The sequence below is a fragment of the Desulfofundulus sp. TPOSR genome, from assembly GCF_011393055.1.
In the GTDB taxonomy this organism is placed as follows: domain Bacteria; phylum Bacillota; class Desulfotomaculia; order Desulfotomaculales; family Desulfovirgulaceae; genus Desulfofundulus; species Desulfofundulus kuznetsovii.
Window position 1 is genome coordinate 1,658,083 of the sequence record NZ_JAAOEF010000001.1, and the last position, 21,069, is coordinate 1,679,151.

A 21,069-nucleotide genomic window follows, 5' to 3' on the forward strand; every position below is an offset into this window, starting at 1 on the left:
CGGTGATGCAAAAGGGGTGATCCTGGTTGAATTTGCCGCCGCGTCCCTGGTGCTGATCATCCTGTTCCTGGGGATGATAACCCTCTGGGGCGTGCTGAACGACTACGCCAATATAAACAAGGTGTGCCGAGAGGGAGCCCGGGAAGCGGTTCTCACCGGGAGTGAGTACGCCGGTTACCGGAAGGCCCTGGAGGTGGCCTGGGTGTGGGGCCTCAAGCCCGAGCGGCTGTCGGTGGAATTCTACCCGGACAGCGGGGGTAACAGGCGGCTGGTGACCTGCGTGGCAACCTACCGGGCGCCCCTTTTCTCCCGGAACTTTCCAGCCCTGGCCGGTAAAGGCGGTCTTGACGAGGTGACCTTGAGAAGCGAGGCCACATTCGGGTGGTGGGACTTCTCATGATCCGCAACCTGTTGAGTGACGAACGGGGGAGCATACTGCCCGTAGTGGCCATGGTGGTGGCCGTAGCTTTCACCCTGGCGGCCATCGCCCTTGACTTCGCCCGGTACAAGGCGGCCTCGGAGAAACTCCAGACGGCGGACGACGCGGCCGCCCTGGCCGCGGCCATGACCGCCGACCGCTACGTTACCCTGGAGATAGACATGGGCGAGTACACCACCTGCTGCGGGGATGAAGAATGCGACCCCTGCTGCAGGTCCTGCGGCACGACCGTGGTCTCGGGCCTGGAAAGGGATCTCATCGACAACGGCGGCTGGGAGAAATACTGCTGCGACTGCGGCGGGTGCTCCTACACCATACTGGACCGCTGGGTGGAGTTCAGGGGATCCAAAGCCTTTACCGCCGCCGAGACCATGTTCGAGCTCAACCGCCCGGCGGAGATGGACGCCGCACAAGGGGGTGACGCGAGGATAACCGGGATAACCGTCTACGACGACAGGCACAGCCCGTACTACCCGTCCGTGGTCGTCAGGACTTTCGGCCGGGTGAAGACCCTGGCGCTGAACTTCCTGGACAGGTTTGCGCCGGGCAACTTCGATTACCTGTCCGCAAACCGGTGCGGCCAGGGGGGGGACGTTTTACTACGACCTCAACGGAAGGTGGCACCGGGCGGCTGAAGATGCATGCAATTAATTACCGAAAGAAAGGGTGGTGCCCTTGCAGGGGTTGATCAGCGGGAGCTTTTTCGTGGCGGCCTCAATTTTTCTCGCCGTCAGGGGCTCCCCGGACGTGGTGACCGCCGGGGCCGTCCTGGGGAGCGCCCTGTGCGCCGGGTTCGTCTCGTCGAAACAGCACCTGAAGGCCGTGCTCCTCGGAACTGTCCTGGTGGCGGTTTCCCTGGTCCTGCAGTCAATTGCCGGCCGCTGTACCACATGCATTCAGGCGGACATGCTCCTGGCCGCCGGGGTGGTGACCTCATCCGTAGCGGCGGGAGGGCACAGGTTCCGGGTGGTGAGCGGGGTGCTGGCGGCGGTTCTGGTTGCCGCCCTGATGTTCTGGGGCCCGGCACCCGGGCAGGGCGGCTTCAGTCAGGAAACGTTCGGCAGGTACATCGCGGTCGAACAGGGCGGGAAAACCGTCAAACTCGATACGGCCCTTAAACCCGTCCTGCTATTTTCCCCGGAGTGTCCCGCCTGCCGGGATGCTTTGAAGCAGTTGATCGGCAGGGACCCGGCGGGGAAGGGATGGCAGCCCGTAATCGCGCAGGGCGACCCGGCTGAAGCGGAACGCACACTCAAAGGCATGGGCTACACCGGGGAAATTTCCCTCTTCCGGTGGAGGGGTCCGGTACCCGTCATGGTCTGGACGGAGGACGGCAGGACCTGGAGCACCCACAGCGTGCGGGAAATGCTGGAGGTGGTGCCCGTTGAGCCTTGAGGTGTGCAGCCTGATCAACTTCTCGTCGGCCCTGGCCGCATCCGCAATGGCCGCCGCCGGCCGGCCGTCGCTGGCGGTGCTGTTCCTGGTCGTCCTGGCCCTGGCCAACGGCGGTTTCTACCTCTTCTTGAAGAGGAAACCGGCAAAAATCAGGGAATTTGCCTCCCTGGCGGAGGAGGCGGAAACCCTGAGACGGCAGTTGGTGGAAATGGAATCGGCCCAGTGGACCAGGGCGGCGCGGGTTGCGGAGCGTACCGCGCCCCTGGTTTTCTCGTCGGCCAGCGACAAACTTACCGGGGCCGCTACCCGCAGGAGATTTGAGGTATGCTTGAACTCCATGATGGCCTCCACGAGGCCTTTTTCGGTGTTGTTCCTGGACATCGATTATTTTAAGAAGGTCAACGACACCTACGGGCATCGGGCCGGGGACGACGTGCTGCGGGGATTCGCCCGCACGGTGTCCCGTTGCCTGCGGCCGGAAGACCTGCTGGCCCGTTACGGCGGCGAAGAGTTTGTAGTCCTTTGCCGGTCGGACCCGGCCGGTGCGGGTAAAGTGGCGGAACGGATACGCGAAGCAGTGGCCGCCCGGCCCTTTGAGACCTGTGCCGGGCCGGTGGCGGTGACCTGCAGCGTCGGGGTCGCCGGGCGCACGCAGCAGGACAGCATGGAAACCCTGCTGGAACGCGCCGACAGGGCGCTGTACGCCGCCAAAAACAGTGGCCGCAACAAAGTGGTAATAGCTGGAGAAAACTGAACAGGGAGGGAATGTTGGATGCCTGAACTGCCGAAGCTCAGTCTCAAAAAGAAGAACACTTCCTTCTGGGTGGCCGTGCTGCTGAGCCTGGCCGCCGCCTTCTCGCTCTACGCTACCTTTCACCTGGTCTACCGTCCCGTCGGAGTGGTAATGGTGGCCAGAGAAGTTCGACCGGGGGAACAGATCCGGAAAGACGCACTCAGGGAGGGCACGGTATTCGCCGGCGACCTCGCCCCCGGAGCCGTCAGGTCGCTTGATGCGGCTGTAGGGAAATATGCCGCCTCGTCGTTGTATCCCGGGGAACAGCTCATCGCGGACCGGCTGGTGCAGGACCCGGATAAGGCGACGGGGGCTTTCAGCTACCTCCAGCCCGACGAGACATACGTCGGCTTCAATTCGGAAGAAGCCCGCTGGCCCAAGGGCATTAAAGAAGGGGACACCGTCACGGCGGTAGCCGTGATGGACACCGGGGCGCGGATCGTCGGCACGAGGCTCAAGGTCATCGGTACCGACAAACCCGTTCCCGTGCTGGGGCAGGTGCAGGTGATGAAGCAGGCCGTACCGGACAACGCTTCCACCATCACCATCGCCGTGCCGCGCAACCTGGTTGCCGAGCTGTTGTACGCGAAAGCCCGGGCGAAGGCTTTCTATCTCCTGCCGGAACATCCCAAACTGGTATTCCGGGAAGAGGGGGAAACCGTTTCGGCTGAAAGCAAACCCGGGCCGCAGAAACAGTAGGGGGGATGCCGGTTGGAATTTCACGACCTTCTCAAGCGGGTCAGGTACCGCGTGGTGAAAAAATGCGGGGATTTGTTCCTGCAGGACTGTGAAGACCGTACCAGGCAGGAGGAAGTGATCAGGAAAGAGGTCAGGGAGCTGGTGGGGCGGAAGGATACCGGCCTGGAGAAGGAGGTCATCTCCTACCTCATCGGCCTCGGGCCGGTGGAACGGTTCCTGGAGGAACCGGACGTAAACGAGATAATGATCAATAAAAGGAACGAAATCTGGATCGAACGCGCCGGGAGCAAAATGGAGCGGGTGGACGTGGAGTTCGAGAGCGATGAGGAGTTGCTGACGTTCGTCCACCGCATAGTGCACCGGTGCGGCCGCCGGGTGAACTTCAACAAACCGCTGGTGGACGCCCGGCTACCCGACGGGTCGCGGGTGAACGCGGTGGTGCCGCCTTCGGCGCCCAACCCGGTGGTCACCATCAGGAGGTTCGTGGTCAAGTATTTCTCCGAGGAAGACCTGATCGCCCAGGGGTACATGAACCGGGAGATGGCCGACTTCTTCCGGTACGCCGTCCGGGGCAGGCTGAACATCATCGTGTGCGGGGCCACCGGTTCCGGCAAGACCACCTTCCTGCGCCTCCTGGCCAGCCACATTCCGGAGAATGAAAGGCTCATTGTCATTGAAGACACCCGGGAGCTGGCCCTGGACCACCCCCACGTGGTGTCCCTCGAGGCGTGCGAAAAGGCCAGCATATACGAACTGATGGTCAACGCCCTGCGCATGAGGCCCAGCCGGATCATCCTGGGTGAGGTGCGGGGCGCCGAGGCCTTCGAGCTCCTCCAGGCCATGGGCACGGGTCACGAGGGGAGCCTCACGTCGCTGCACACCAATTTCGGCAAAATGGAAGCCATACACCGGCTGGTCAGGGCCATGATCCGGGTGGGCGGTATGACCGCCGAAGACCTGATCGCCCAGATTTCGGAGACGGTGGACATGACCGTGTTCATCAAGAAGTTTCCCGACGGCAGGCGGAGGATCACCCACGTCACCGAGGTGCGGAGCGAAAACGGCCGGCCCGTGTTCAACGACATCTACCGGTACGACTACGCGGGCGCGAAACACGTGGCCGTGGGGAGGCTGAGCGACGAACTGCTGGAGCGCATGCGGGAAAATCTCCTGGGCGAGCCCCTTCCCGCCATCGCCCCCTTCGGGAAAAAGCAGGAAGGGGGGAAAACATGCCTGTCATTGCATGCGCTTTGATGGCAATAGCGTTTCTGGCCTGGTATGTGGCGCTTAAAAAAGAAAACCCGGTTGCTTCCGGGGTGAGGGGCCTGCTGGCCCGGGCGGAAGCCGAAAGTGAGGCCATATTCCTTATTCCCGGGGGAAAGAAGGACACCGGCTGGAAGCTGCACCGGCTGGGGGTGAAGATTGGCTACCGCACTTTTCTCCTCCTGGCCGGCACGGCGGGAGCCTTCCTGGCGGTGGTGTCCCTTGTCGCCCTCAAAAACCCGTTCCTGGCGGTTGTGTCCTTCGTCCTGACCCTGGCCTTCGCCCACGGCCAGGTTGACGTGCTGTACCGGAAACGCAAAGCGGTGATCGACGAACAGGCCGAGGTCGCCCTGCAGATGCTGGCCGGGCTTTACCAGGTTACCGGGGATCTGGTGGACTCCCTCAAAAAGGTGAGCCAGGGCACCGCCTCCCCCCTGAAGGAAGAGCTCCAGCAGGTGGTGGCGGAGTACAACGCCGGTAAAGACCTGGGAACCGCCCTGAAAGACTTTGCGGAGCGGGCCGACAACCGGGACATAGAGCTGTTCGTCCAGGGGGTGTCCCTGTCGGAACACTACGGTACCGACACGTCGCAGGTGATCAAGCACATTGCCGAGACCATCCGCAACCGCCTGCTCCTGCGGGACGAACTGAAGGCGGAGACGAGAGGCCAGAGCATGACCATCAACCTGTTTTTACTCCTGGTACCCCTGGCGGCGGCAGGTATCTGGATATTCTCCCCCACCTCCAGGGAAGTGCTCATGAACAGCCTGGCCGGGAAGGTGGTTTTGACAGCGGTGGCTGTTGTCGAGTACGTGGCGTGGTACCTCACCCGCAGGAAAGGGGTGGTGGAAGAACTATGATGGTTCTTTCCTGTGTGCTGGTTTTCATGGCGCTGCTGGCCTGGCTGGTGAGGCGGTTTGCAGGTTTCCCCGGGACGCTGGAAGTCTTCAAAGGGCTCGGCTCCCTGGCGGCATCCCCGCAAAAACTCAAAGAACTCGGAGTCAGGCTGGAAGCGCTGAACATAAAGGTGTCGCCGGAACTGTTCATGGCCTCCCGGTTTGCGGGGGCCCTGGTCCTGGCCGCTGCCGGGGGAGTGGTTATCTGGAAGTCCCCCTTTGCCGGTGCGGGGCTCCTGATCCTGGCCTTCCTGGTCTATAAATTCCCCGAATGGCAGCTCGCCAAATTGGAAAAAGCCCGGAAGGAAGAAATCAGCCGGGAATTCCCGCTCATGGTGGACATGGTCAGGGTATACGCCCGGGCCGCGGACCTCTACCAGGCGCTCAAGATCGTGCCCTATGCCCTGAAAGGGGAACTGGCCAAACAGATGCATGTTTTGAGCGCGGAACTTGAAATTGCCCCCATGGCCGAGGCGCTGGAAAACTTCGCCCACCGCTGCGGGCTCCGCCAGGTGCAGGACTTCGTGGGCGTGGTCCTCCAGGGGATACGCTCCGGCATGGACGTGGACGAGATCCTGCAGCGTTACTCCAGCATGGCCTACGAGCGCAGGGTGACTGAAATAAAGAGGAAGATTAAAACGCAGCCGCTGATCCTCTCCGTCCTGCCCGGGCTGTTGATGTTCAGCCTGATCGTCCTCTGGGTGCTTCCCATGTACACAAACATCATCAACAAGCTCAAAGCTTTCTGAGCAAACCCGCCTTGCGGCGGGTTCTTTTTTTCGGGGGGTATTTCGCGGGGGAAGGAGGGTTGAGGGTGTGTTCGACGCAGCTCCCCCGGCGATTTTTTCATAACCAATCACATAGAGGAGGTCACTGGACATGAAAAACATCTTCAAGCGCTTTTTATCCGACGAGAGGGGCAACGCTTTCATCGAGAACGGCCTGTGGATCATCGTGGTGGTCCTGCTGGTGGCCGGCGCCGGGTACGCCCTGGCCAACCAGGGTATCAAGTCCAAGTTCGACCAGATTCAGAATCAGGTTACCAGCACTCCGGTGCCCAACATCAGCGGCCAATAACAGCAAAAGGGGGGAGGGACGGGGGTGCTTCCCCTGTCCCGGCAGTATGTTCGGTTTACTCAAGCGCATATGGCATGACGAGAGGGGGAGTCACTTTCTCGAGGTCGCCCTGTATATAATCCTGTTCACCCTGGCCGTGGCACCTTTTGTTTCGGGCCTGGCGGGTGAAATCGGGGTGAAAATGCAGGAAATGAGGAACAAGATCGGGCAGGTGGGCGGCCCGTGAGTTTCCGGAAAGATTCCCGGGGTTCCGTCAGCGTCGAGGCCCTGTTCGTCATCGCCATCCTGCTGATGCTGTTCTTTTTTGTCGTAGAAATGGGATTTTTAATGTACGACTGGGCGGTGATAAACCATGCTGCTAGCGCGGCGGCGGTGGAGGCGGCCATGAACGGCCGCTTCTCCGCCGGCATCCGCCAGGCCATGGCGGAACATATAAGGAAAATGACCACAGAAGGCAATGCGATGGGTACCGACGCTTCCGGTACCTCGCCTCCGGGGAGTGTCAACCCGGGGATCATTTACGTCTACGGCACGGATGCGAACATGAACGTCCAGCGGGGCGGGACGATTACCGTGGGGGTGGCGTACCCCTTCCGGTTCAAAACATTCCTTTTCGACGCCCTGGGCCGGTGGCTCACCGGGGAAAACCAGGTTGTCCTGAAAGTTAAAATGACGGCGGTCAGCGAGGTGTATTTTGAGCAATGATCTTATCGAGAGTTGGGCGGGACCAGAAAGGCTTCGCTTCCGTCACCTTTCTGGTCCTGCTGCTGGCCATTATGGCGGTGGGTTCTCTCCTGGCGGATGTGGCCCAACTGTACGCGGTGAAAATAGCCGCAAGACACTATCTCAACCTCTCACTACGGGCGGCGGCGGGCCAGCTGAGTCTGGACGACCTGAAAAACAACCGGATAGTCATAGACGAACCGGCGGCCCGGGACAGGTTTTACGAGGTTCTGCGGGCGAACTTCAAACTTGACGGAACCAACCAGCCTTTGCCCGGTTCCCTGGTGGACGGCCCTGTGGAGGTATGTTATTTCAGGGTGGTCAACAGCGACATGCTTCCCTTCTCCTACACTTTCGGCAGCTATTCCGAAACCATCACGCGCCCGGCGGTGACCGGGATAATCAGGTTTCCGGTAAAAGTTAGTTTCTGGGGGAGGATTATCAGCTCGGGAGTGCCGGACAGTACGGACATGTACGTGCACTCGACCGTTGCGCCGGAACTGATTGCGGAACATTTATAGGGCCGGGTGCCTTGCCCGGCTTCTTTATTTTGAGTCAAAAATGAAAGGAGGATAATCTTTTGCGCCGAGTTTTGATTTTCCTGGTGTTGCTGCTTCTACTTACCGCTCCTGCCCATGCTGAGATCCGGGTGGTGGAACAAGATGATTTGCCAGTCACTGTCGCTGGTTACCGGGTGTTGGACGTGCAGGATGAGCGGGAACTTGCCTGCGTGGAGTCGGTGGTCTGCGAGATCTACCACCTCCAGTCGGTGCTGCCAATCCTTGAAGAAAAGGACTGGTCGGTGTACGTGGTGCGGAAGAGGTGCAATGGACCTGCTGACGCAGCAACGGGGTCTAGCAGTGAAATTGCCGGGCTGGCCGTTCCGGGGAAAGCCTTCATATTTGCCAGCGGAGCGAACGCGAAATACCTCCGGGTGACGGAAGAAAGCGACGTCGGAACGCTGGTTTTTGGAGTGCCTGCCTCTCCTTATCTTTCGGCTTACGCGACGGCTCATGAATTGGGGCACCTGATCCGGTTCGGGTTTCTTTCCGAAGCGGATTTGCAGGAATACGTGGGATTGCGCGGCCTGAAAGGGACGGAAAGGAAGAACCGGTACGACGACCCGGAGGAACTGTTTGCTGAGGACTTCCGCTGGCTCTTCGGCTCGGAGGCGGCTAACCGGGTGGAGTACAGGCCGTCTTATCCGAAACCGGGGGAGAAAGAGCGGGAGTGGATTCTCGGGAAGCTCGGGATGGGCTCCGGGTACCCGTATAAGGAGTATCCGGCTTTTTGTTTTTTTGGATGGAAGTGATGAATCCCGGCCCGTATGACGGGCGCCTAGGCCTGGACGAGTCAGTGGCATGACCGGCTAATTTTAAGGCTTTTTTGGAGGTGAGCGTTCATGCTTAATAAAGTTTTCAGAAATCCGGCTTTGAAAATGACACGGCTACCGCTTGTCGGGCCGACGGGAACAACGCGGAATTGGACGCCGAACTGGCGAAGATGGAGGAAAATGCCCTTTATTACCAGGAGCTTTTCTTTGTCCATATAGAAGCCGTCGGAAGTCCCGATACTTCCGCCTCGCCGGAGGCGGTCCCTTCGGGGTGCACCTAGCGCTTCCTGTGTAGATGGGAAATACAGTTGGATGAAAAATAGTTAGAAGGGGATGCTTACGATGGAAAGAGAAAATGAAATTTTTGCAATGTGTTTAAAGAGAACGCCTAACATTGTAAAATTCGAAACCCGCAGAGATGAATGTAAAGAAATCATTAAATATTTATCTCCTCAGGAGAATATTGGTGTCCCAAACTGAACTTTAACACCCAATCCCAATAAAACCCCGGAAAATCAAGGCTTCCGGGACATAACGAGTTGGCGTGCCACAACATTTTACCTTATTGTGGTAGATATGCTAATTAATGATTATTACATGATTTGGAACTCCTATTCCCAATGCTTTAAAAGCTTGAAAAGCATTTCCTGGTAATTCAGTTCGGCACAAGTATCTTATGCCTTCCAGGGTTAACTCGACAGCTTTTAGATTTTTTAAATCCCTCATGAGATACAAGTATTCAACCTGGCTGCCGGCCAGCTTGAGATACCGGTAAAAAGCCGATTCCAACACCAGCGCCAGAAAACAAACCATGACATGTGCCCTTACCCGGCGGTCTTTCCAGTGGTAGATTGGCCTTAAATCAAGGGTGGATTTTAATTCCCGAAAGGCCCTTTCCACCCGCCAGAGTTCTTTGTATGCCAGGGCTGCCTCTGCGGTGTCCAGTTGGGAGTTGGTCCTGAGAACATACTTACCGTCATAACGGGCATCTTCTTCCAGAGCCTTCTGATCCACGGCAACATTGGCGCCTGATATTTTCAGAAACCTGCTGTAGCCACTGTTTGACAGCATTGATTTAAGACCTTTTTCGTTGAGCTGTTTTTCCAATTTCTTGACAATCTCTTCCCGGGCTTTTCGGTCGTGTTCAGCCTCCATTGGGTTATAGCAGATAATGTAACGATTGGCATCATGCCAGACTTCTTTTACTTTCAAGTTCTCGGCCACTTCTTTATAACGGCCGCCCGTTTTCAACACTTCCGCAACCGCCTGCATCCGGCGCATTTTTACGCCGACGATATATTCGATATGTTCTTTATCCAGCTCATCCAGAAGTGTTGGGCTAACCATTCCCCGGTCGGCTACGAAGATTACCCGCCGGAGCAGAAACCGTGTTCGGGTATCATGGATGACCTTCTTGAAGGTCTCGATGTCGGCAGTATTACCGGGAAAAACCTGGTGAGCCACCGGTATCCCTTCCCGGGTCATAAGCACTCCTACAATAATCTGCACCCGGTCGGAGCGGTGGTCTTTGGAATACCCGTATTCCGCCAGACCTTCGGGACCATTTCCAGTGAAGTAGGTGGAGGTGGTGTCCCAGAAAACCAGATCCAGTTCCAGGTTAAATAGATTTTTCGTTTGCTCAAATAACTCCAGTTCAATGGTTTCCTTATGTAGGATGAGAAAGTCCAGTGCCCGGTAAAAATGGTGTAACTCCAGTTCCTTAAAGGCGGGCCGGTAGATCTCGTTGACCCATTCGTTGACCGCCCGCTTGGACAATGGATCACTGATACGGTTTAGGACCATGGCGTATATGGCTTCATCAAGAGGGCTGGTTATTTCTGTTTTATCAAGAAGGTTTTTGATAATGGCAGCCAGCCCCAGCTTTTCCCACAGGTGCCGGAAGATCAGCTCAGTACCCCATTCTTTTGCCTCTAAAACCATGAGCCTGGCGGCTTCAGCTTGGACCCACCTCTTTTTGGAGAATTTAGCCAGGCTTTCAATAAAACGGTCGAGGCTACCCGACTGGGCATCTTCAATGCGGCCCAGGTTAGCAACAACTTTCTGGCGTACTTTACCGTTTTCGCGAACACCTTCGACTATTTGCAAGTACGTCCTTTTAGTGCCATCTTTATTGGCGAAGGTTTTAGTCCTGACAAACATAGCATAATCATTATAACATGGCAATATTGGATATTCAAAGACAGTAAATGGTATACGTGGCACAACATTTTTTGATATTCCCAATATACATCCTTGATTTTACTGGGTTTTCAAGAGTTGATAGAGCCTAAAACCGGCTTTTACTGTCAAAGTTGAGCCAAAGAATATCCAGTTGGATAATCTCTCGATCAAGTTTCAAGAAATCCCAAAATGCATTAATAAAATCAAAGGCAGATTGAGGGTTAAAGGTTAAAACGTTATATTGTGGATAGCTATTCATTTCTTCTAAAATTTTTTTAAATATAATATTGTCTTTGTGCTTTTTCATTATCTTTGAGATATAATGTTTTGGTAAACGGTTGAATTTCTCTATAATACCTATAATCATTTTAATTTTTGCAATGCCTGTTATTTTGTTATAATGAGTTAGGATTACCTTTATTTGTTCTTTAAAGTCAGAATACATTCTTTCATAAAAACCATGAAATAAAAGGCCTCTTTCTTTTAAAACAGCATCAATTGTGGGGTGAACTGCTATATCGTATATTCTGCTAGCTACAGAGCGTAGTGAAAGTATGTGTTCATCATTAATTCTTCCATCTGAATAATCCCAAATAAATGGATAACGGAGAACTCCGTGGAGGTAGTAATGGCATAACTCATGAGCTATATCCGTCATGTTTATTGGTATAGGAGTTACAATTGTTACAAAATAATCTTTTTCGATTGATATAAATTTGGATGATATAAATTTGGGAATAGGTGTAACCCGAGTAAATGCATAATATTCATTACTAATTGGTTGGTTCAATACCCTAAAATAATCTTCCATGCTGTAAAAATTTAAATATGCATTGGGAATGCTAGACTCTGTTTCTTGCCAAAAGACTTTAAATATTTCAGGGAGACGATCTAATTCCTCCAATACTGAGGAGGAGGATTCTTGCTTTGCAATACTGTTCATTTATTTACCACTCCATTTTTGAGGTTAATGTTTTAGTTCTATTTTCTTTGATAGTAATATATCTGTTTGGTTTTGAATGGGTTCAGGTTTCAGTAAAGAAACTGTTGATTTCTGTATGTACTTTTTCAATATAGAAAGACGAAAACCCTTTTCGGTTTTTGTATACAAAGTTACAAAAATCGTCAAATTATTAACCAAAGGAGGTACCGGAATATGCTTCTGGGTAGTTCGGAGACCAGCGGCTCTGCCATCCTCGCCAAGCGGCTAAGGATGGACTTCATTGCAGAACCTGACTAACGCGAAGACCACGCGGACGCTCCGGGGCGGGCCGTACCGCCGGCGCGTTCCCGTCCTGACCCCCAGGTACTGCTGGAGGCGCTGTGCAGGCTGGTTCTGTGCGGGGAAGTGGACCGCAATACGGCCGGGAGAACGGCGGGGCCGGGCGTGCAGTTCGACGCCCTGCTGGGTTTGTTCGGGAATAGAAAAAGGTAAATGTGTGGTGGTACCTGTGGAGCATGTCCTGACCGAGCGTGAGCGGCAGTTAGCTGAGCTTTTCTTCCGGTGCCTCGTCCAGGCCAGTAAGTACGGGCCGGTAGACGTAGGCGCCTTCATCCACTCTTTCCGGGAATACCTGTACGGCAGTTTCGTACCGCCGGAAAGACAAAGACCCTGGAGACAGTTCAGATGCCTCAATTGCGGCGTAGAGTTTTCCGCCGAAAAAGCGGACCGTATGTTCTGTAGCGCATCCTGTGCGGCTGCGTGGAACAGTAAAAACAGGGCCAGGAAGAGAGCATGATAAGGCCGGGTACCTTTTTTCTTGGGGTGCCCGGCTTTTGCTTTATTAAGAACCTGTAGAAAGGTGGTCTCGTACATGCGCACACTCATTCTCCACCGCCCGGGCCTGCCCGGGTGGCTGGCCGAAATGTTGAAGTACCAGGGGCCGAACAGGCTGGCCGTACAGATGCTGGCCTGGCACGAGACGCTGTATTGTCACGCCATTGCCACGGCGGTGTACGCCGAAGCGGTGGGCCGGGCGCTGGGCTTGCAGGAAAAAGAGCTGGAATGGCTCACCCAGGCTGCATTCTTTCATGACTGCGGCAAGATTACCTGGCCTTCAGCGCTGGTAAGTAAAACCCGTTTGAGCGACGACGACCGGAAGCTGGTTAACGCCCATCCTATAGCGGGGGAGTATTACCTTCGGGAATACTGGCCTGACGTACCGGATCCAGTGTGTCGTGTGGTCAGGGAACACCATGAGAGGCCGGACGGCTCCGGCTACCCGAACGGGCTGAGAAACGGGGAGACACACCCCCTGTCGGTGATAGTTGCTGCAGTGGAAGTCTATACGGCACTCCTGGAGCACCGGCCCTACCGGGACAAAAGTTTCACCCGGGCTGAAGCCCTGGCGGAACTGGAAAAACAGGGGTTTTCGGGGGAGGTGGTCCGGGTGCTGGCGGGCATAAGTAAGGTGGCGGTGGGGAAGGCAGTGGGGAAATAGATAACACTAGTGTTTTATACTAGTGTTATCGGTGTGGTAAAACGGGTGCTTTGAGAAATAGCGCGTTTAACGCGCTTTTTTTGTGACCATTTACCGAAAGGAGCTGGTTTTATGATAGCCATCGACGTTGGCTACAGCCATACTAAGGCCGTGTCTCCAGATCGACGAGTGCTCATACCTTCCGTAGTGGCCCCATACAGCGAACTACCGCTGGCTGAACTATCCCGTAACGGCTCCGGCCACGTGGTTGAAATCCGCAGATTGAACGGCGATACCAAAAACGGCGTTACCAAAAAGTACTTCGTGGGTGAGCTGGCCCTGCGGGAAGGACAGGGGGCGACGTTTACCCTTGACCGGGAGAAACACAGACATCCCAACCACGACATCCTCGTACTGGCAGCCGCCCGGCTCCTGGAGGCCCGGGAGGGTGCTACCCTGGTGGTCGGGCTTCCCGTAGCCTACTACCGCCTGCAGAAGGAAGAACTGCGTAAACAGCTGGAGGCTCTGCACGCGAAGGTGTCTGTAGACGACGGTCCCCTCGCCCGGGTCTCCTTCGGGAAGGTGGTGGTATATCCCCAGGGGGCTGGAGCGCTGTTGACGGCCTCAGACCTGCCGGAGAACAGTCTAATATGCCTCGTGGACGTGGGTTTCAAAACCACGGACTACGTACTGGCTAAGGTGGCCGGTGGTATGGTCGGTCCCGAAGGTGGCGGTTCTGTTGAGTACGGCGTCTTCCAGATGTATGAAACTGTGGCAGCCGCCTTCGGATCCGAGACAGGGGCTCCGCTGGATATGAACGTGGCAGCAGCCGTAGCCGCTCAGGGCAGGGTAACGTTCCGGGGCAGGGAACTGGACCTGACGGCATCGGTGAAGGCGGCACGCGTCAATACCGCCCGGGCCATAGCCGACCGCGTGCTTGCGGCCCTGGGGCAGAAAGGAGACTTCGTGGCGAAGTTCTACCTGGCCGGCGGTGGGGCGGTAGCGTTGCCGGAGCTGACGGATATGTTCCCGGCGGCCGAGGTCCTGCCGGACCCGCAGTGGGCTAACGCGGAAGGATTTTTGAGGGTTGTAACCGGAACCCTCAAAAGCGCGTAAAATCAGGTTTTGAGGGCAATTTTTCGCTTCAGGTACCGGTACTCCTTTGTGGCGCTGATCATCGTGGCCATTGAGTGCCGGAACCGGAGCGGGAAAAAGAGGTCTGAAGCCGCATGACGCCTGGAAAAGAAGGTACCGGTGCTCTTACAGGAGTGGTTCATCGTGGCGAGGAATAAGACAAAGTATAAGCGGTTGGAATTGCGGCTGCCGGCTGACCACCCGCTGTTCCGTTACCCTCCCGGCCAGCGGGCGGCCAGGGCGAGGGAACTTATCGACACGGGCATCCGTCTTGAAGAGCGGCTGTTGGAGATAGAGCGCCAATTGGCCGGGATTGCGCAAAAGCTTACCGGTGGAGCGTGTACCAGCACCCGGAAAGCTCCCAAGAAGACCGTGGAGTTTGATGTGGAAGCATTCATGAACCTTTGAGCGAGGTGGTTTTAATGTTCGAACCCGCATACACCCGATTGGCGCGGGCAGTCGTGCTTCAGGCGGTTAAAGACGCTGTAAACCCGGTGAGGTATGACTCACACGACTATTCCGCCAGGCATATCAAAGCCGACGCCCGGAAATTCATTCAGAAAGCGGTACTGGAGGACGGCTACGAGCATGGTATATTCGAGCTGGCGGGCGTGGACCCCCGGCGGGTCCTGGCCCACCTGGAAGAAAGGATGAAGACACATGTGGATTGCCGTAGACGTGGACAACACCGTGGCAAACACGAACCTGGAACTGGTGCGCAGGTTCGGTGTGCCGCTGAACAAATACCCGGCGCCGGAAGTGCCGCCGGGGTTTTTCAATACTGAAGAAGGTATGAGGCTCCTGCAGAGGGCGGAACCGTTCCCCCGCGCAGCCGAGACGCTGAAAACCCTGGCGGACCTCGGCTACCGCATCGCCTACATCAGCTCCCGCCCCGGGGACGCCCTTTTTCTCACCGTGCGCTGGCTGCAGAAACACGGTTTCCCTGCGGACCAGGTGCTGTGCGGCCTGGACAGGCAGGAGAAGGCGGAGGTGGCCACGAAAGAACTGCAGGCCGTGGCAGTCTTTGAAGACGATCCGGTGCTCGCAGCGGCCCTGCTCAACAAAGTGCCGGCGTTGTGGCTGAAAGACTGGCCGTACAACAGGAAACTGCCCGCCGGGAAGGGCGCGAGATGGAACGCCGACAGGGTGATCAGGTTCAGGGCCTGGAGCGAGGTGGAAAAGGCGGTGGTCACCAGCAACCCGGACCTTGCGGCCCTGATCGGCAAAAAGGGGGAATAGCACCTTTGCGCACATTGGTTATTGCCGAAAAACCGTCCGTCGCCCGCGACATTGCCTCCGCCCTGGGGAAATTCGCGCAGAAAGACGGCTACCTGGAGGATGACCGTCTGGTCATCTCCTGGGCGCTGGGCCACCTCCTGGAACTGGCCGACGCGCACGAATACGACCCGGCCCTCGTCAAATGGACTCTTGAGCAGCTTCCCATCCTTCCGGAGGAGTTCAAACTGCATCCAATCAGGAGTGGTGCGAAGCAACTCAAGATCCTGAAGCAACTGCTAAATTCGGCGGACGTGGCGGAAGTAATCAACGCCTGTGACGCGGGGCGTGAGGGGGAACTGATCTTCCGCCGCATATACGAGTGGTGCGGCTGCAGGAAGCCAATCAAACGCCTGTGGCTTTCGGAGGCCACCCCCTCCGCCATAAGGGATGCCTTCAAAAAGCTAAAGGACGGCCGCGAACTGGACAACCTGGCAGCGGCGGCCAGGGCCCGGGCCGAAGCCGACTGGATTGTGGGGATCAACGCCACCCGGGCGTTTTCGGTGAAACACAAAACCCTGCTTTCTGTCGGCAGGGTGCAGACGCCCACCCTGGCCCTGGTGGTGCAGCGGGAAAGGGAAATCCGGGGTTTTAAGCCGGAGACTTACTGGGAGGTTCGGGCCACCTTCCGGAAAAGCGGCGGGGCCACCTACCGGGGCAGGTGGTTCAGGGGTGGCGAGAGCCGCATCAAAGAAAAATCACGGGCGGAGGAACTGGTACGGGCCGCCCTGGCCGCCGGTTCCGGCAGGGTGGCAGAGGTTCAAAAACGCACCAAAACGGAGGCCCCACCCCTGCTCTTCAACCTGAACGACCTGCAGAAAGAAGCCAACCGGAAGTACGGAATGACGGCCCAGAAGGTCCTGGACACGGCCCAATCTCTGTACGAGAAGCACAAACTGATCACCTACCCCAGGACCGACAGCCGCCATCTAACGGAGGCACTGGCGCGGGACACCCTGCAAAAACGCCTGGCCGCCCTGGAAAAATGCCCGGAATACGGGGAACTGGTCCGCCGTATAAGGCCGGGGATGATGCCGGGCAAACGTCACATCGACGACGCCGGAGTCACTGACCACCACGCCATCATCCCCACGGACGTGACTCCGGACCCGGCGGCCCTCAACCCCGGGGAACGACAGGTATATGATCTGGTGGTCCGGAGATTCCTGGCCATGTTTTACCCCCCGGCAACCTACGACGAAACCGCCGTGGTCACCGAAGCCGGGGGCGAGACTTTCAAATCCGGGGGCCGGGTCGAGATCGAGCCGGGCTGGAAAGCGGTATACGGGCCGGAAGAAAAGGAGGAAAAGGATGGGAAAGACGAAGACGGAGAATCACAACCGCTCCCGCCCCTGGCCGAAGGCGAGACGGTCGGCGTCGAAGAAGCGGGGGCCGTCGAGCGGCAAACGAAGCCGCCGAAACGGTACACCGAAGCCACGCTTCTGGCGGCCATGGAAAATGCCGGCCGCCTTTTGGACGATAGGGAAATGGCCGAAACCCTCAAGGCCGCCGGCGGCATCGGCACCCCCGCCACCAGGGCGGCAATCATCGAAACACTGATCAAGCGGGGATACATCGAGCGCCGCAAGAAAACCCTGGTACCCACCCCGCGGGGTGAAGCACTGATAGACCTGGTGCCGGAAAAACTGAAATCGGTGGAACTGACCGCTCAATGGGAAGACGGGCTGCGGCGTATAGAGGAGGGGCTGGAGGACGCCCGGACGTGGTTGCACGGCCTCAAGAACTTCACCGGGGAGGTGGTGGCCATGGCAAAAGAACAGGAAGCAAACGGCGCGGTACATCAGAAGGATGTGATAGGCAGGTGCCCTCTGTGCGGCCGTGACGTGCTGGAGTTTGCCAGATCATACGGTTGCAGCGGGTACAAGGAGGGCTGCGGGTTCGCCATCTGGAAGGAAATCGCCGGAAAGAAGATTACAGCCAAACAAGCACAGGAGTTACTCCAAAAAGGCAGAACCGGCGTAATTAAGGGCTTTAAATCCAAAGCCGGCAAGAGTTTCGACGCCATATTGACCCTGGGGGAAGACGGCAAAGTCAACTTCGAATTTGCCGACCATGCAGGCCGGGCCCTGGGCAAATGTCCCCTCTGCGGCAAGGATGTCATCGAGGGGAAGAAGGGCTACGGCTGCGCGGGATGGAAGGAGGGTTGTAAATTCGTTATCTGGAAGGAGATCGCCGGGAAAAAGATTGCGGCCAACCAGGCAAAAGAACTGCTCCAGAAGGGCAGGACCGCCGTTATCAAGGGCTTTAAGTCCAGGGCCGGCAAGGACTTCGAAGCCGCCCTGGTCCTGGGAGAAGGCGGCAAAATAGAATTCGAGTTTAAAAACCGACAGGAGGGATAGGACATGCGTTTTGCGCCGGAAGGAACCAATTACAGGGATATAGATCCCTGGGACGCTCTTTACACGGCAAGGGACAAGGAACAAACCTTGAACGTAACCATAGTCAACGTAAGGTCAATTAACGGCCATGGTTACACCTGGGAGGTCAGCTTTGGAGAGCAGGAAGACTTGTTCGGTATCGTTGGGTTAATTCCCGAATCGGAAAGCGGACTTCCGGAAGGTACATCAATGAACTGGTTCAAACATCAAGTTGTGGCGGCGAAAATCAAGGGAATCGACCGAAAAAACAGCATAGTCGCCCTTACCAGAAAAGAGGTCGTGGAAGAAAATCTGCGCCGTATGATTGAACAGTTGGAAGAATCGGAGCAACTGCTTGCGCTGGTCAGGGCGTCCTCTCCGAGTGGCATTGTTGTGGACATCGGTGGTGGCGTATTAGTCAGGATACCCCGGAGAGAAATAAAGTTGTCCCGGGCAGTACCCGTTGAAGTACAGTATCCCCCGGGACAATTCGTAAAAGTGCAAGTGACCGGAATCGACAAAGCGGCAAAGAAAATCGACGTTTCAATGATAGACCCGTGGCAACCCGGAGAATATGTCCGTGGCGAGATGGTAACCGGGAAAATAATTCAAATTAAAGATAATATCGCCTTCGTTCAAACGAAACCCGGTTTGGTCGGTATCGCCCCATACCCTAAGAGCGAACAGGTAAAGATTGGGGAAACCGTGAAATACCAGGTGCAGAGGTACGATCCGGACAACAGAGTGCTCCACCTGGTGCGCTGGGACGAAGAAAGAATCCGGGGAAGGAGGCGGCAACGTGCAAGAAAACGCAGGGAACGGGCCTCCGAGCAAAGGTATTAATTACGCAAAAGGGATTGCCCTGGGCATGCCTCAATACAAGCGGGGGGACAACGAATCCATAGATTATACCGGTAGAGCCTTCGAACTAATGGAAATGCTGGCTGAAGCCACGGCAATGACTACCGGCGCGGCGGCCACCGCGTTGTCCTGTCACCGTAAAGTAGCTGGTTCGGCGTTCAACAGCCTGTGGTGGGCTGGAATGGTCCGATGGGTCAACGTATTTGCCGAAATAGGGCAATTCAAGGGGCAGTTCCGTCTCTGGCTTCCGGCCGACGGCAGGCCGCCGAAGGACGCACAGGAAGCCTGCCGCCTGGCTGCGCTGGGGCTTTTCTATGCTCTGGCCAGGAACGAAGTGCCCGGTTTTAAATGGCAGGTGGTTAGGAACGGGAAAAGCGTTGTTATGGCAGAAATGCGTTTTACCGTTGCTGATAATGCAACTCAATGGATCATTGACGCTCCCCGCCGGGAGGAAAACCCTGTTCCGAATGCCGACGTATATATTTTCCCGACCCTCCGGGAAGGAAAAATCCTCACCCCGCCGGGCAAAATGTACACCGCGGACGAACTGCTCTTTGCGCCGGGTGAACTGCGCCGGAAAATTTTTCAGAAAACCACTTGACAGCCATATGGTAACCTGCTAACCTTTGGGTTAAGGATATAGACACAAGTTTTAAACTTCTTGCCTATCAGGACGCCTTTCTCTTGATACGGGTGGAAGCCCCGGAGTGGTCGCCAGCGATGAGCGGGCGAATTCACTGGCAAGAAGTGCTCCGGGAAAAATTCCTCGCGATGAGCAGGGTGTACTCTCGGGGCAGGTGCGTCACGGCGATGAGCAGACGTACCGGACCTGCGTCACGGCGATGAGCAGACGTAGGCGGCGGGACCCAGCCGTAAGGAATGGGCAAAACGGTACAACTGCACGGCGATGAGCGGCAGGGTACCTTGCCTGGCCGGAGCTGTATCCGGCCCCTGGGGTGAGTGGCATTAGGTCACAGCGGTAGGAAGGTGGACTCTTCCGAAGGCAACCGTAGTAACCCCTTGTAACCGAAACGTCCCAAGCGCTATAGGCCGGAGGTTGCCCCCCTCTATTAGCGTTGAAAGTTGGATGAGAGGTATGGCCGACCTCGACATGAAATGGGCTAACCGCCGCAGACCGGGAAGGCCCGACCCAGCGGCGCTACAAGCGGTGAGGAGTGGTCGTCCTCAAATCAATGGGCGGTGTCGCGTTAGCGGCCCAGGAGTTCCAAATACTGGGACGTACGCGAGATAAGTACGCCACCGGTCGGCATACGGAAGAAGGCAGCGGTTTTGGCCGGTTTGAAAAGGAACTGCTGCGCATTGATATGCACGCCTCATTAGCGTGCGCAAGAAACGGAATATTAGCAGCAAAGAAAGACACTTTGGCGGACGAAAGCAAGAAGCAGTTGCTTGCTCTGTTAAAGTGTTTTTCTGTTTTTTGCAAGCCCTCCGCGGGCGTTGGAAACGGGCGCCCGCGGGAGAAAAACCCGGGCGCTTCAATTTCGAGAGAAAGGAGGCAGCCCGGGAAATGTATGACGGCAAAGAACGATGGCGGGAAGAAATGATCCGCATTCGCCGTGCCCGTATCCGGTTTTCCAGGCATTGCCGGAAGCGGATCAAAGCAAGAGGTATAACGGTGGAAGAAGTGTATAACGTTATAAAGAACGGAGAGATCATCCAGGGCCATGCGCCGGGAATGTACGGAAGCAATCCGGATCCTGTGAGAGTGGTTATGGGTCGTGGGAACGGTGGTCGGATCCTCCATCTGGTCGTGGCGCTTCACGGGAAAACCGTAATACTGGTTACAGCCTACGAACCGGATCCGGATGTCTGGGAAGACGATCACCGGACTCTCAAATCGCCCCGGAAATAAAAGGAGATGCGATATCATGGAGAAGCTTGAGTTGGTCGGCATTTGTGCCGGGTGCTACTACGAGAACGCCGAACTTCGGTTTAAAGAAAAAACGCTGGTAAAAGATGGCGCAGCGCTTTGTCTCAAAAGAATCCCCTATTACTACTGCCCGCGCTGCGGAGAGGAAACTTACGATCTCGATGTCGAAGTTTTTGTGGAACGGGCAATAAAGAGGTTTACGGAAGGAAACGGAAAAGGCGAAACCATCGACGTTGGTAACCTGTTCCGCGTTCCTTCCGAGTCGGCAGTACAGTAAGGGATGCGAGTGTAAAGAGAAATTAAGGGCCGCC

At 56.4% G+C, this 21,069-nt stretch carries 26 protein-coding genes; 24 read left to right on the forward strand and 2 right to left on the reverse strand.

The annotated features are described in order from the left end of the window. The first annotated feature begins 16 nt into the window (after positions 1-16). The 14 genes from G7K71_RS08225 to G7K71_RS19835 all read left to right on the forward strand — a co-directional run bounded on the left by G7K71_RS08225 (position 17) and on the right by G7K71_RS19835 (position 8,899). Positions 17-400: a TadE/TadG family type IV pilus assembly protein gene (locus G7K71_RS08225; protein WP_166344839.1), complete on the forward strand. Its 384-nt coding sequence runs from the start codon at positions 17-19 to the stop codon at positions 398-400. After that, on the forward strand, positions 397-1,074 hold the full coding sequence (locus G7K71_RS08230; protein WP_166344842.1) for a pilus assembly protein TadG-related protein: 678 nt from the start codon (positions 397-399) through the stop codon (positions 1,072-1,074). Before G7K71_RS08225 ends, G7K71_RS08230 begins: the two co-directional genes overlap by 4 nt. Positions 1,075-1,114: 40 nt before the next feature. Further along, the gene (locus G7K71_RS08235) at positions 1,115-1,834 is read left to right on the forward strand and encodes a hypothetical protein (protein WP_166344845.1); all 720 of its coding nucleotides are present in this window, start codon (positions 1,115-1,117) and stop codon (positions 1,832-1,834) included. Beyond that, positions 1,824-2,588, forward strand: a complete 765-nt coding sequence (locus tag G7K71_RS08240; RefSeq protein WP_166344848.1) for a GGDEF domain-containing protein — start codon at positions 1,824-1,826, stop codon at positions 2,586-2,588. The genes G7K71_RS08235 and G7K71_RS08240 overlap by 11 nt, the downstream gene beginning before the upstream one ends. 18 nt (positions 2,589-2,606) lie before the next feature. After that, on the forward strand, positions 2,607-3,326 hold the full coding sequence (locus G7K71_RS08245; RefSeq protein WP_166344851.1) for an SAF domain-containing protein: 720 nt from the start codon (positions 2,607-2,609) through the stop codon (positions 3,324-3,326). 12 nt (positions 3,327-3,338) lie between these two features. Beyond that, positions 3,339-4,580, forward strand: coding sequence for a CpaF family protein (locus tag G7K71_RS08250; protein WP_166344853.1), 1,242 nt, complete (start codon positions 3,339-3,341; stop codon positions 4,578-4,580). Beyond that, positions 4,556-5,449: a type II secretion system F family protein gene (locus G7K71_RS08255; RefSeq protein WP_121450833.1), complete on the forward strand. Its 894-nt coding sequence runs from the start codon at positions 4,556-4,558 to the stop codon at positions 5,447-5,449. The genes G7K71_RS08250 and G7K71_RS08255 overlap by 25 nt, the downstream gene beginning before the upstream one ends. Next, the gene (locus G7K71_RS08260; protein WP_166344855.1) at positions 5,446-6,234 is read left to right on the forward strand and encodes a type II secretion system F family protein; all 789 of its coding nucleotides are present in this window, start codon (positions 5,446-5,448) and stop codon (positions 6,232-6,234) included. Before G7K71_RS08255 ends, G7K71_RS08260 begins: the two co-directional genes overlap by 4 nt. A gap of 130 nt (positions 6,235-6,364) precedes the next feature. Continuing rightward, positions 6,365-6,562: a Flp family type IVb pilin gene (locus G7K71_RS08265; RefSeq protein ID WP_166344857.1), complete on the forward strand. Its 198-nt coding sequence runs from the start codon at positions 6,365-6,367 to the stop codon at positions 6,560-6,562. A 46-nt stretch (positions 6,563-6,608) separates the two neighbouring features. After that, positions 6,609-6,788 (forward strand): hypothetical protein, encoded by a 180-nt coding sequence (locus G7K71_RS08270; protein WP_166344859.1) that lies wholly within the window; start codon positions 6,609-6,611, stop codon positions 6,786-6,788. Continuing rightward, complete coding sequence (locus G7K71_RS08275; protein ID WP_166344861.1) at positions 6,785-7,267, forward strand: TadE/TadG family type IV pilus assembly protein; 483 nt, start codon at positions 6,785-6,787, stop codon at positions 7,265-7,267. Before G7K71_RS08270 ends, G7K71_RS08275 begins: the two co-directional genes overlap by 4 nt. Further along, positions 7,264-7,806 (forward strand): hypothetical protein, encoded by a 543-nt coding sequence (locus G7K71_RS08280; protein WP_166344863.1) that lies wholly within the window; start codon positions 7,264-7,266, stop codon positions 7,804-7,806. The genes G7K71_RS08275 and G7K71_RS08280 overlap by 4 nt, the downstream gene beginning before the upstream one ends. Before the next feature lie 59 nt (positions 7,807-7,865). Next, positions 7,866-8,597, forward strand: coding sequence for a hypothetical protein (locus G7K71_RS08285; RefSeq protein WP_166344864.1), 732 nt, complete (start codon positions 7,866-7,868; stop codon positions 8,595-8,597). Between the two features lie 170 nt (positions 8,598-8,767). Next, positions 8,768-8,899, forward strand: coding sequence for a hypothetical protein (locus G7K71_RS19835; RefSeq protein WP_279286280.1), 132 nt, complete (start codon positions 8,768-8,770; stop codon positions 8,897-8,899). A gap of 298 nt (positions 8,900-9,197) precedes the next feature. On the opposite strand, the gene G7K71_RS08290 is transcribed toward G7K71_RS19835, so the two are convergent. After that, positions 9,198-10,778 carry an IS1634 family transposase gene (locus G7K71_RS08290; RefSeq protein ID WP_166344866.1) on the reverse strand — a complete coding sequence of 527 codons (1,581 nt, stop codon included), beginning with the start codon at positions 10,776-10,778 and terminating at the stop codon, positions 9,198-9,200. A gap of 127 nt (positions 10,779-10,905) precedes the next feature. Then, positions 10,906-11,742, reverse strand: coding sequence for a hypothetical protein (locus G7K71_RS08295; RefSeq protein ID WP_166344868.1), 837 nt, complete (start codon positions 11,740-11,742; stop codon positions 10,906-10,908). 280 nt (positions 11,743-12,022) lie between these two features. Between G7K71_RS08295 and G7K71_RS19350 the strand changes: the two genes are divergently transcribed. From G7K71_RS19350 to G7K71_RS08345, 10 genes are all read left to right on the forward strand, one after another. Further along, positions 12,023-12,538: a hypothetical protein gene (locus G7K71_RS19350; protein WP_243174604.1), complete on the forward strand. Its 516-nt coding sequence runs from the start codon at positions 12,023-12,025 to the stop codon at positions 12,536-12,538. A gap of 75 nt (positions 12,539-12,613) precedes the next feature. Continuing rightward, on the forward strand, positions 12,614-13,240 hold the full coding sequence (locus G7K71_RS08305) for an HD-GYP domain-containing protein (RefSeq protein ID WP_166344870.1): 627 nt from the start codon (positions 12,614-12,616) through the stop codon (positions 13,238-13,240). A 111-nt stretch (positions 13,241-13,351) separates the two neighbouring features. Further along, a complete protein-coding gene (locus tag G7K71_RS08310) occupies positions 13,352-14,335 on the forward strand; it encodes a ParM/StbA family protein (RefSeq protein WP_166344872.1) in 984 nt (327 codons plus the stop codon). A 162-nt stretch (positions 14,336-14,497) separates the two neighbouring features. After that, on the forward strand, positions 14,498-14,761 hold the full coding sequence (locus G7K71_RS08315; RefSeq protein WP_166344874.1) for a hypothetical protein: 264 nt from the start codon (positions 14,498-14,500) through the stop codon (positions 14,759-14,761). A gap of 252 nt (positions 14,762-15,013) precedes the next feature. Beyond that, positions 15,014-15,592 carry a hypothetical protein gene (locus tag G7K71_RS08320; RefSeq protein ID WP_166344876.1) on the forward strand — a complete coding sequence of 193 codons (579 nt, stop codon included), beginning with the start codon at positions 15,014-15,016 and terminating at the stop codon, positions 15,590-15,592. A gap of 5 nt (positions 15,593-15,597) precedes the next feature. Next, positions 15,598-17,988 (forward strand): DNA topoisomerase 3, encoded by a 2,391-nt coding sequence (locus G7K71_RS08325; RefSeq protein WP_166344878.1) that lies wholly within the window; start codon positions 15,598-15,600, stop codon positions 17,986-17,988. A gap of 3 nt (positions 17,989-17,991) precedes the next feature. Beyond that, positions 17,992-18,849 carry a S1 RNA-binding domain-containing protein gene (locus G7K71_RS08330; RefSeq protein ID WP_166344880.1) on the forward strand — a complete coding sequence of 286 codons (858 nt, stop codon included), beginning with the start codon at positions 17,992-17,994 and terminating at the stop codon, positions 18,847-18,849. Continuing rightward, positions 18,806-19,468 (forward strand): hypothetical protein, encoded by a 663-nt coding sequence (locus tag G7K71_RS08335; RefSeq protein ID WP_165859280.1) that lies wholly within the window; start codon positions 18,806-18,808, stop codon positions 19,466-19,468. The genes G7K71_RS08330 and G7K71_RS08335 overlap by 44 nt, the downstream gene beginning before the upstream one ends. Before the next feature lie 927 nt (positions 19,469-20,395). Continuing rightward, positions 20,396-20,740, forward strand: a complete 345-nt coding sequence (locus G7K71_RS08340) for a DUF4258 domain-containing protein (RefSeq protein ID WP_121450849.1) — start codon at positions 20,396-20,398, stop codon at positions 20,738-20,740. 16 nt (positions 20,741-20,756) lie between these two features. Next, on the forward strand, positions 20,757-21,035 hold the full coding sequence (locus G7K71_RS08345; protein ID WP_165859281.1) for a YgiT-type zinc finger protein: 279 nt from the start codon (positions 20,757-20,759) through the stop codon (positions 21,033-21,035). Positions 21,036-21,069 lie beyond the last annotated feature (34 nt).

What these genes read in the sequence shown, in the direction of transcription:
- G7K71_RS08345 (WP_165859281.1), top strand. Translation starts at nt 20,757, where the DNA reads ATGGAGAAGCTTGAGTTGGTCGGCATTTGTGCCGGGTGCTACTACGAG.
- G7K71_RS08320 (WP_166344876.1), top strand. Translation starts at nt 15,014, where the DNA reads ATGTGGATTGCCGTAGACGTGGACAACACCGTGGCAAACACGAACCTG.
- G7K71_RS08330 (WP_166344880.1), top strand. Translation starts at nt 17,992, where the DNA reads ATGCGTTTTGCGCCGGAAGGAACCAATTACAGGGATATAGATCCCTGG.
- G7K71_RS08255 (WP_121450833.1), top strand. Translation starts at nt 4,556, where the DNA reads ATGCCTGTCATTGCATGCGCTTTGATGGCAATAGCGTTTCTGGCCTGG.
- G7K71_RS08230 (WP_166344842.1), top strand. Translation starts at nt 397, where the DNA reads ATGATCCGCAACCTGTTGAGTGACGAACGGGGGAGCATACTGCCCGTA.
- G7K71_RS08260 (WP_166344855.1), top strand. Translation starts at nt 5,446, where the DNA reads ATGATGGTTCTTTCCTGTGTGCTGGTTTTCATGGCGCTGCTGGCCTGG.
- G7K71_RS08305 (WP_166344870.1), top strand. Translation starts at nt 12,614, where the DNA reads ATGCGCACACTCATTCTCCACCGCCCGGGCCTGCCCGGGTGGCTGGCC.
- G7K71_RS08270 (WP_166344859.1), top strand. Translation starts at nt 6,609, where the DNA reads ATGTTCGGTTTACTCAAGCGCATATGGCATGACGAGAGGGGGAGTCAC.
- G7K71_RS08280 (WP_166344863.1), top strand. Translation starts at nt 7,264, where the DNA reads ATGATCTTATCGAGAGTTGGGCGGGACCAGAAAGGCTTCGCTTCCGTC.
- G7K71_RS08295 (WP_166344868.1), bottom strand. Translation starts at nt 11,742, where the DNA reads ATGAACAGTATTGCAAAGCAAGAATCCTCCTCCTCAGTATTGGAGGAA.
- G7K71_RS08290 (WP_166344866.1), bottom strand. Translation starts at nt 10,778, where the DNA reads ATGTTTGTCAGGACTAAAACCTTCGCCAATAAAGATGGCACTAAAAGG.
- G7K71_RS08310 (WP_166344872.1), top strand. Translation starts at nt 13,352, where the DNA reads ATGATAGCCATCGACGTTGGCTACAGCCATACTAAGGCCGTGTCTCCA.
- G7K71_RS08245 (WP_166344851.1), top strand. Translation starts at nt 2,607, where the DNA reads ATGCCTGAACTGCCGAAGCTCAGTCTCAAAAAGAAGAACACTTCCTTC.
- G7K71_RS08265 (WP_166344857.1), top strand. Translation starts at nt 6,365, where the DNA reads ATGAAAAACATCTTCAAGCGCTTTTTATCCGACGAGAGGGGCAACGCT.
- G7K71_RS08340 (WP_121450849.1), top strand. Translation starts at nt 20,396, where the DNA reads ATGTATGACGGCAAAGAACGATGGCGGGAAGAAATGATCCGCATTCGC.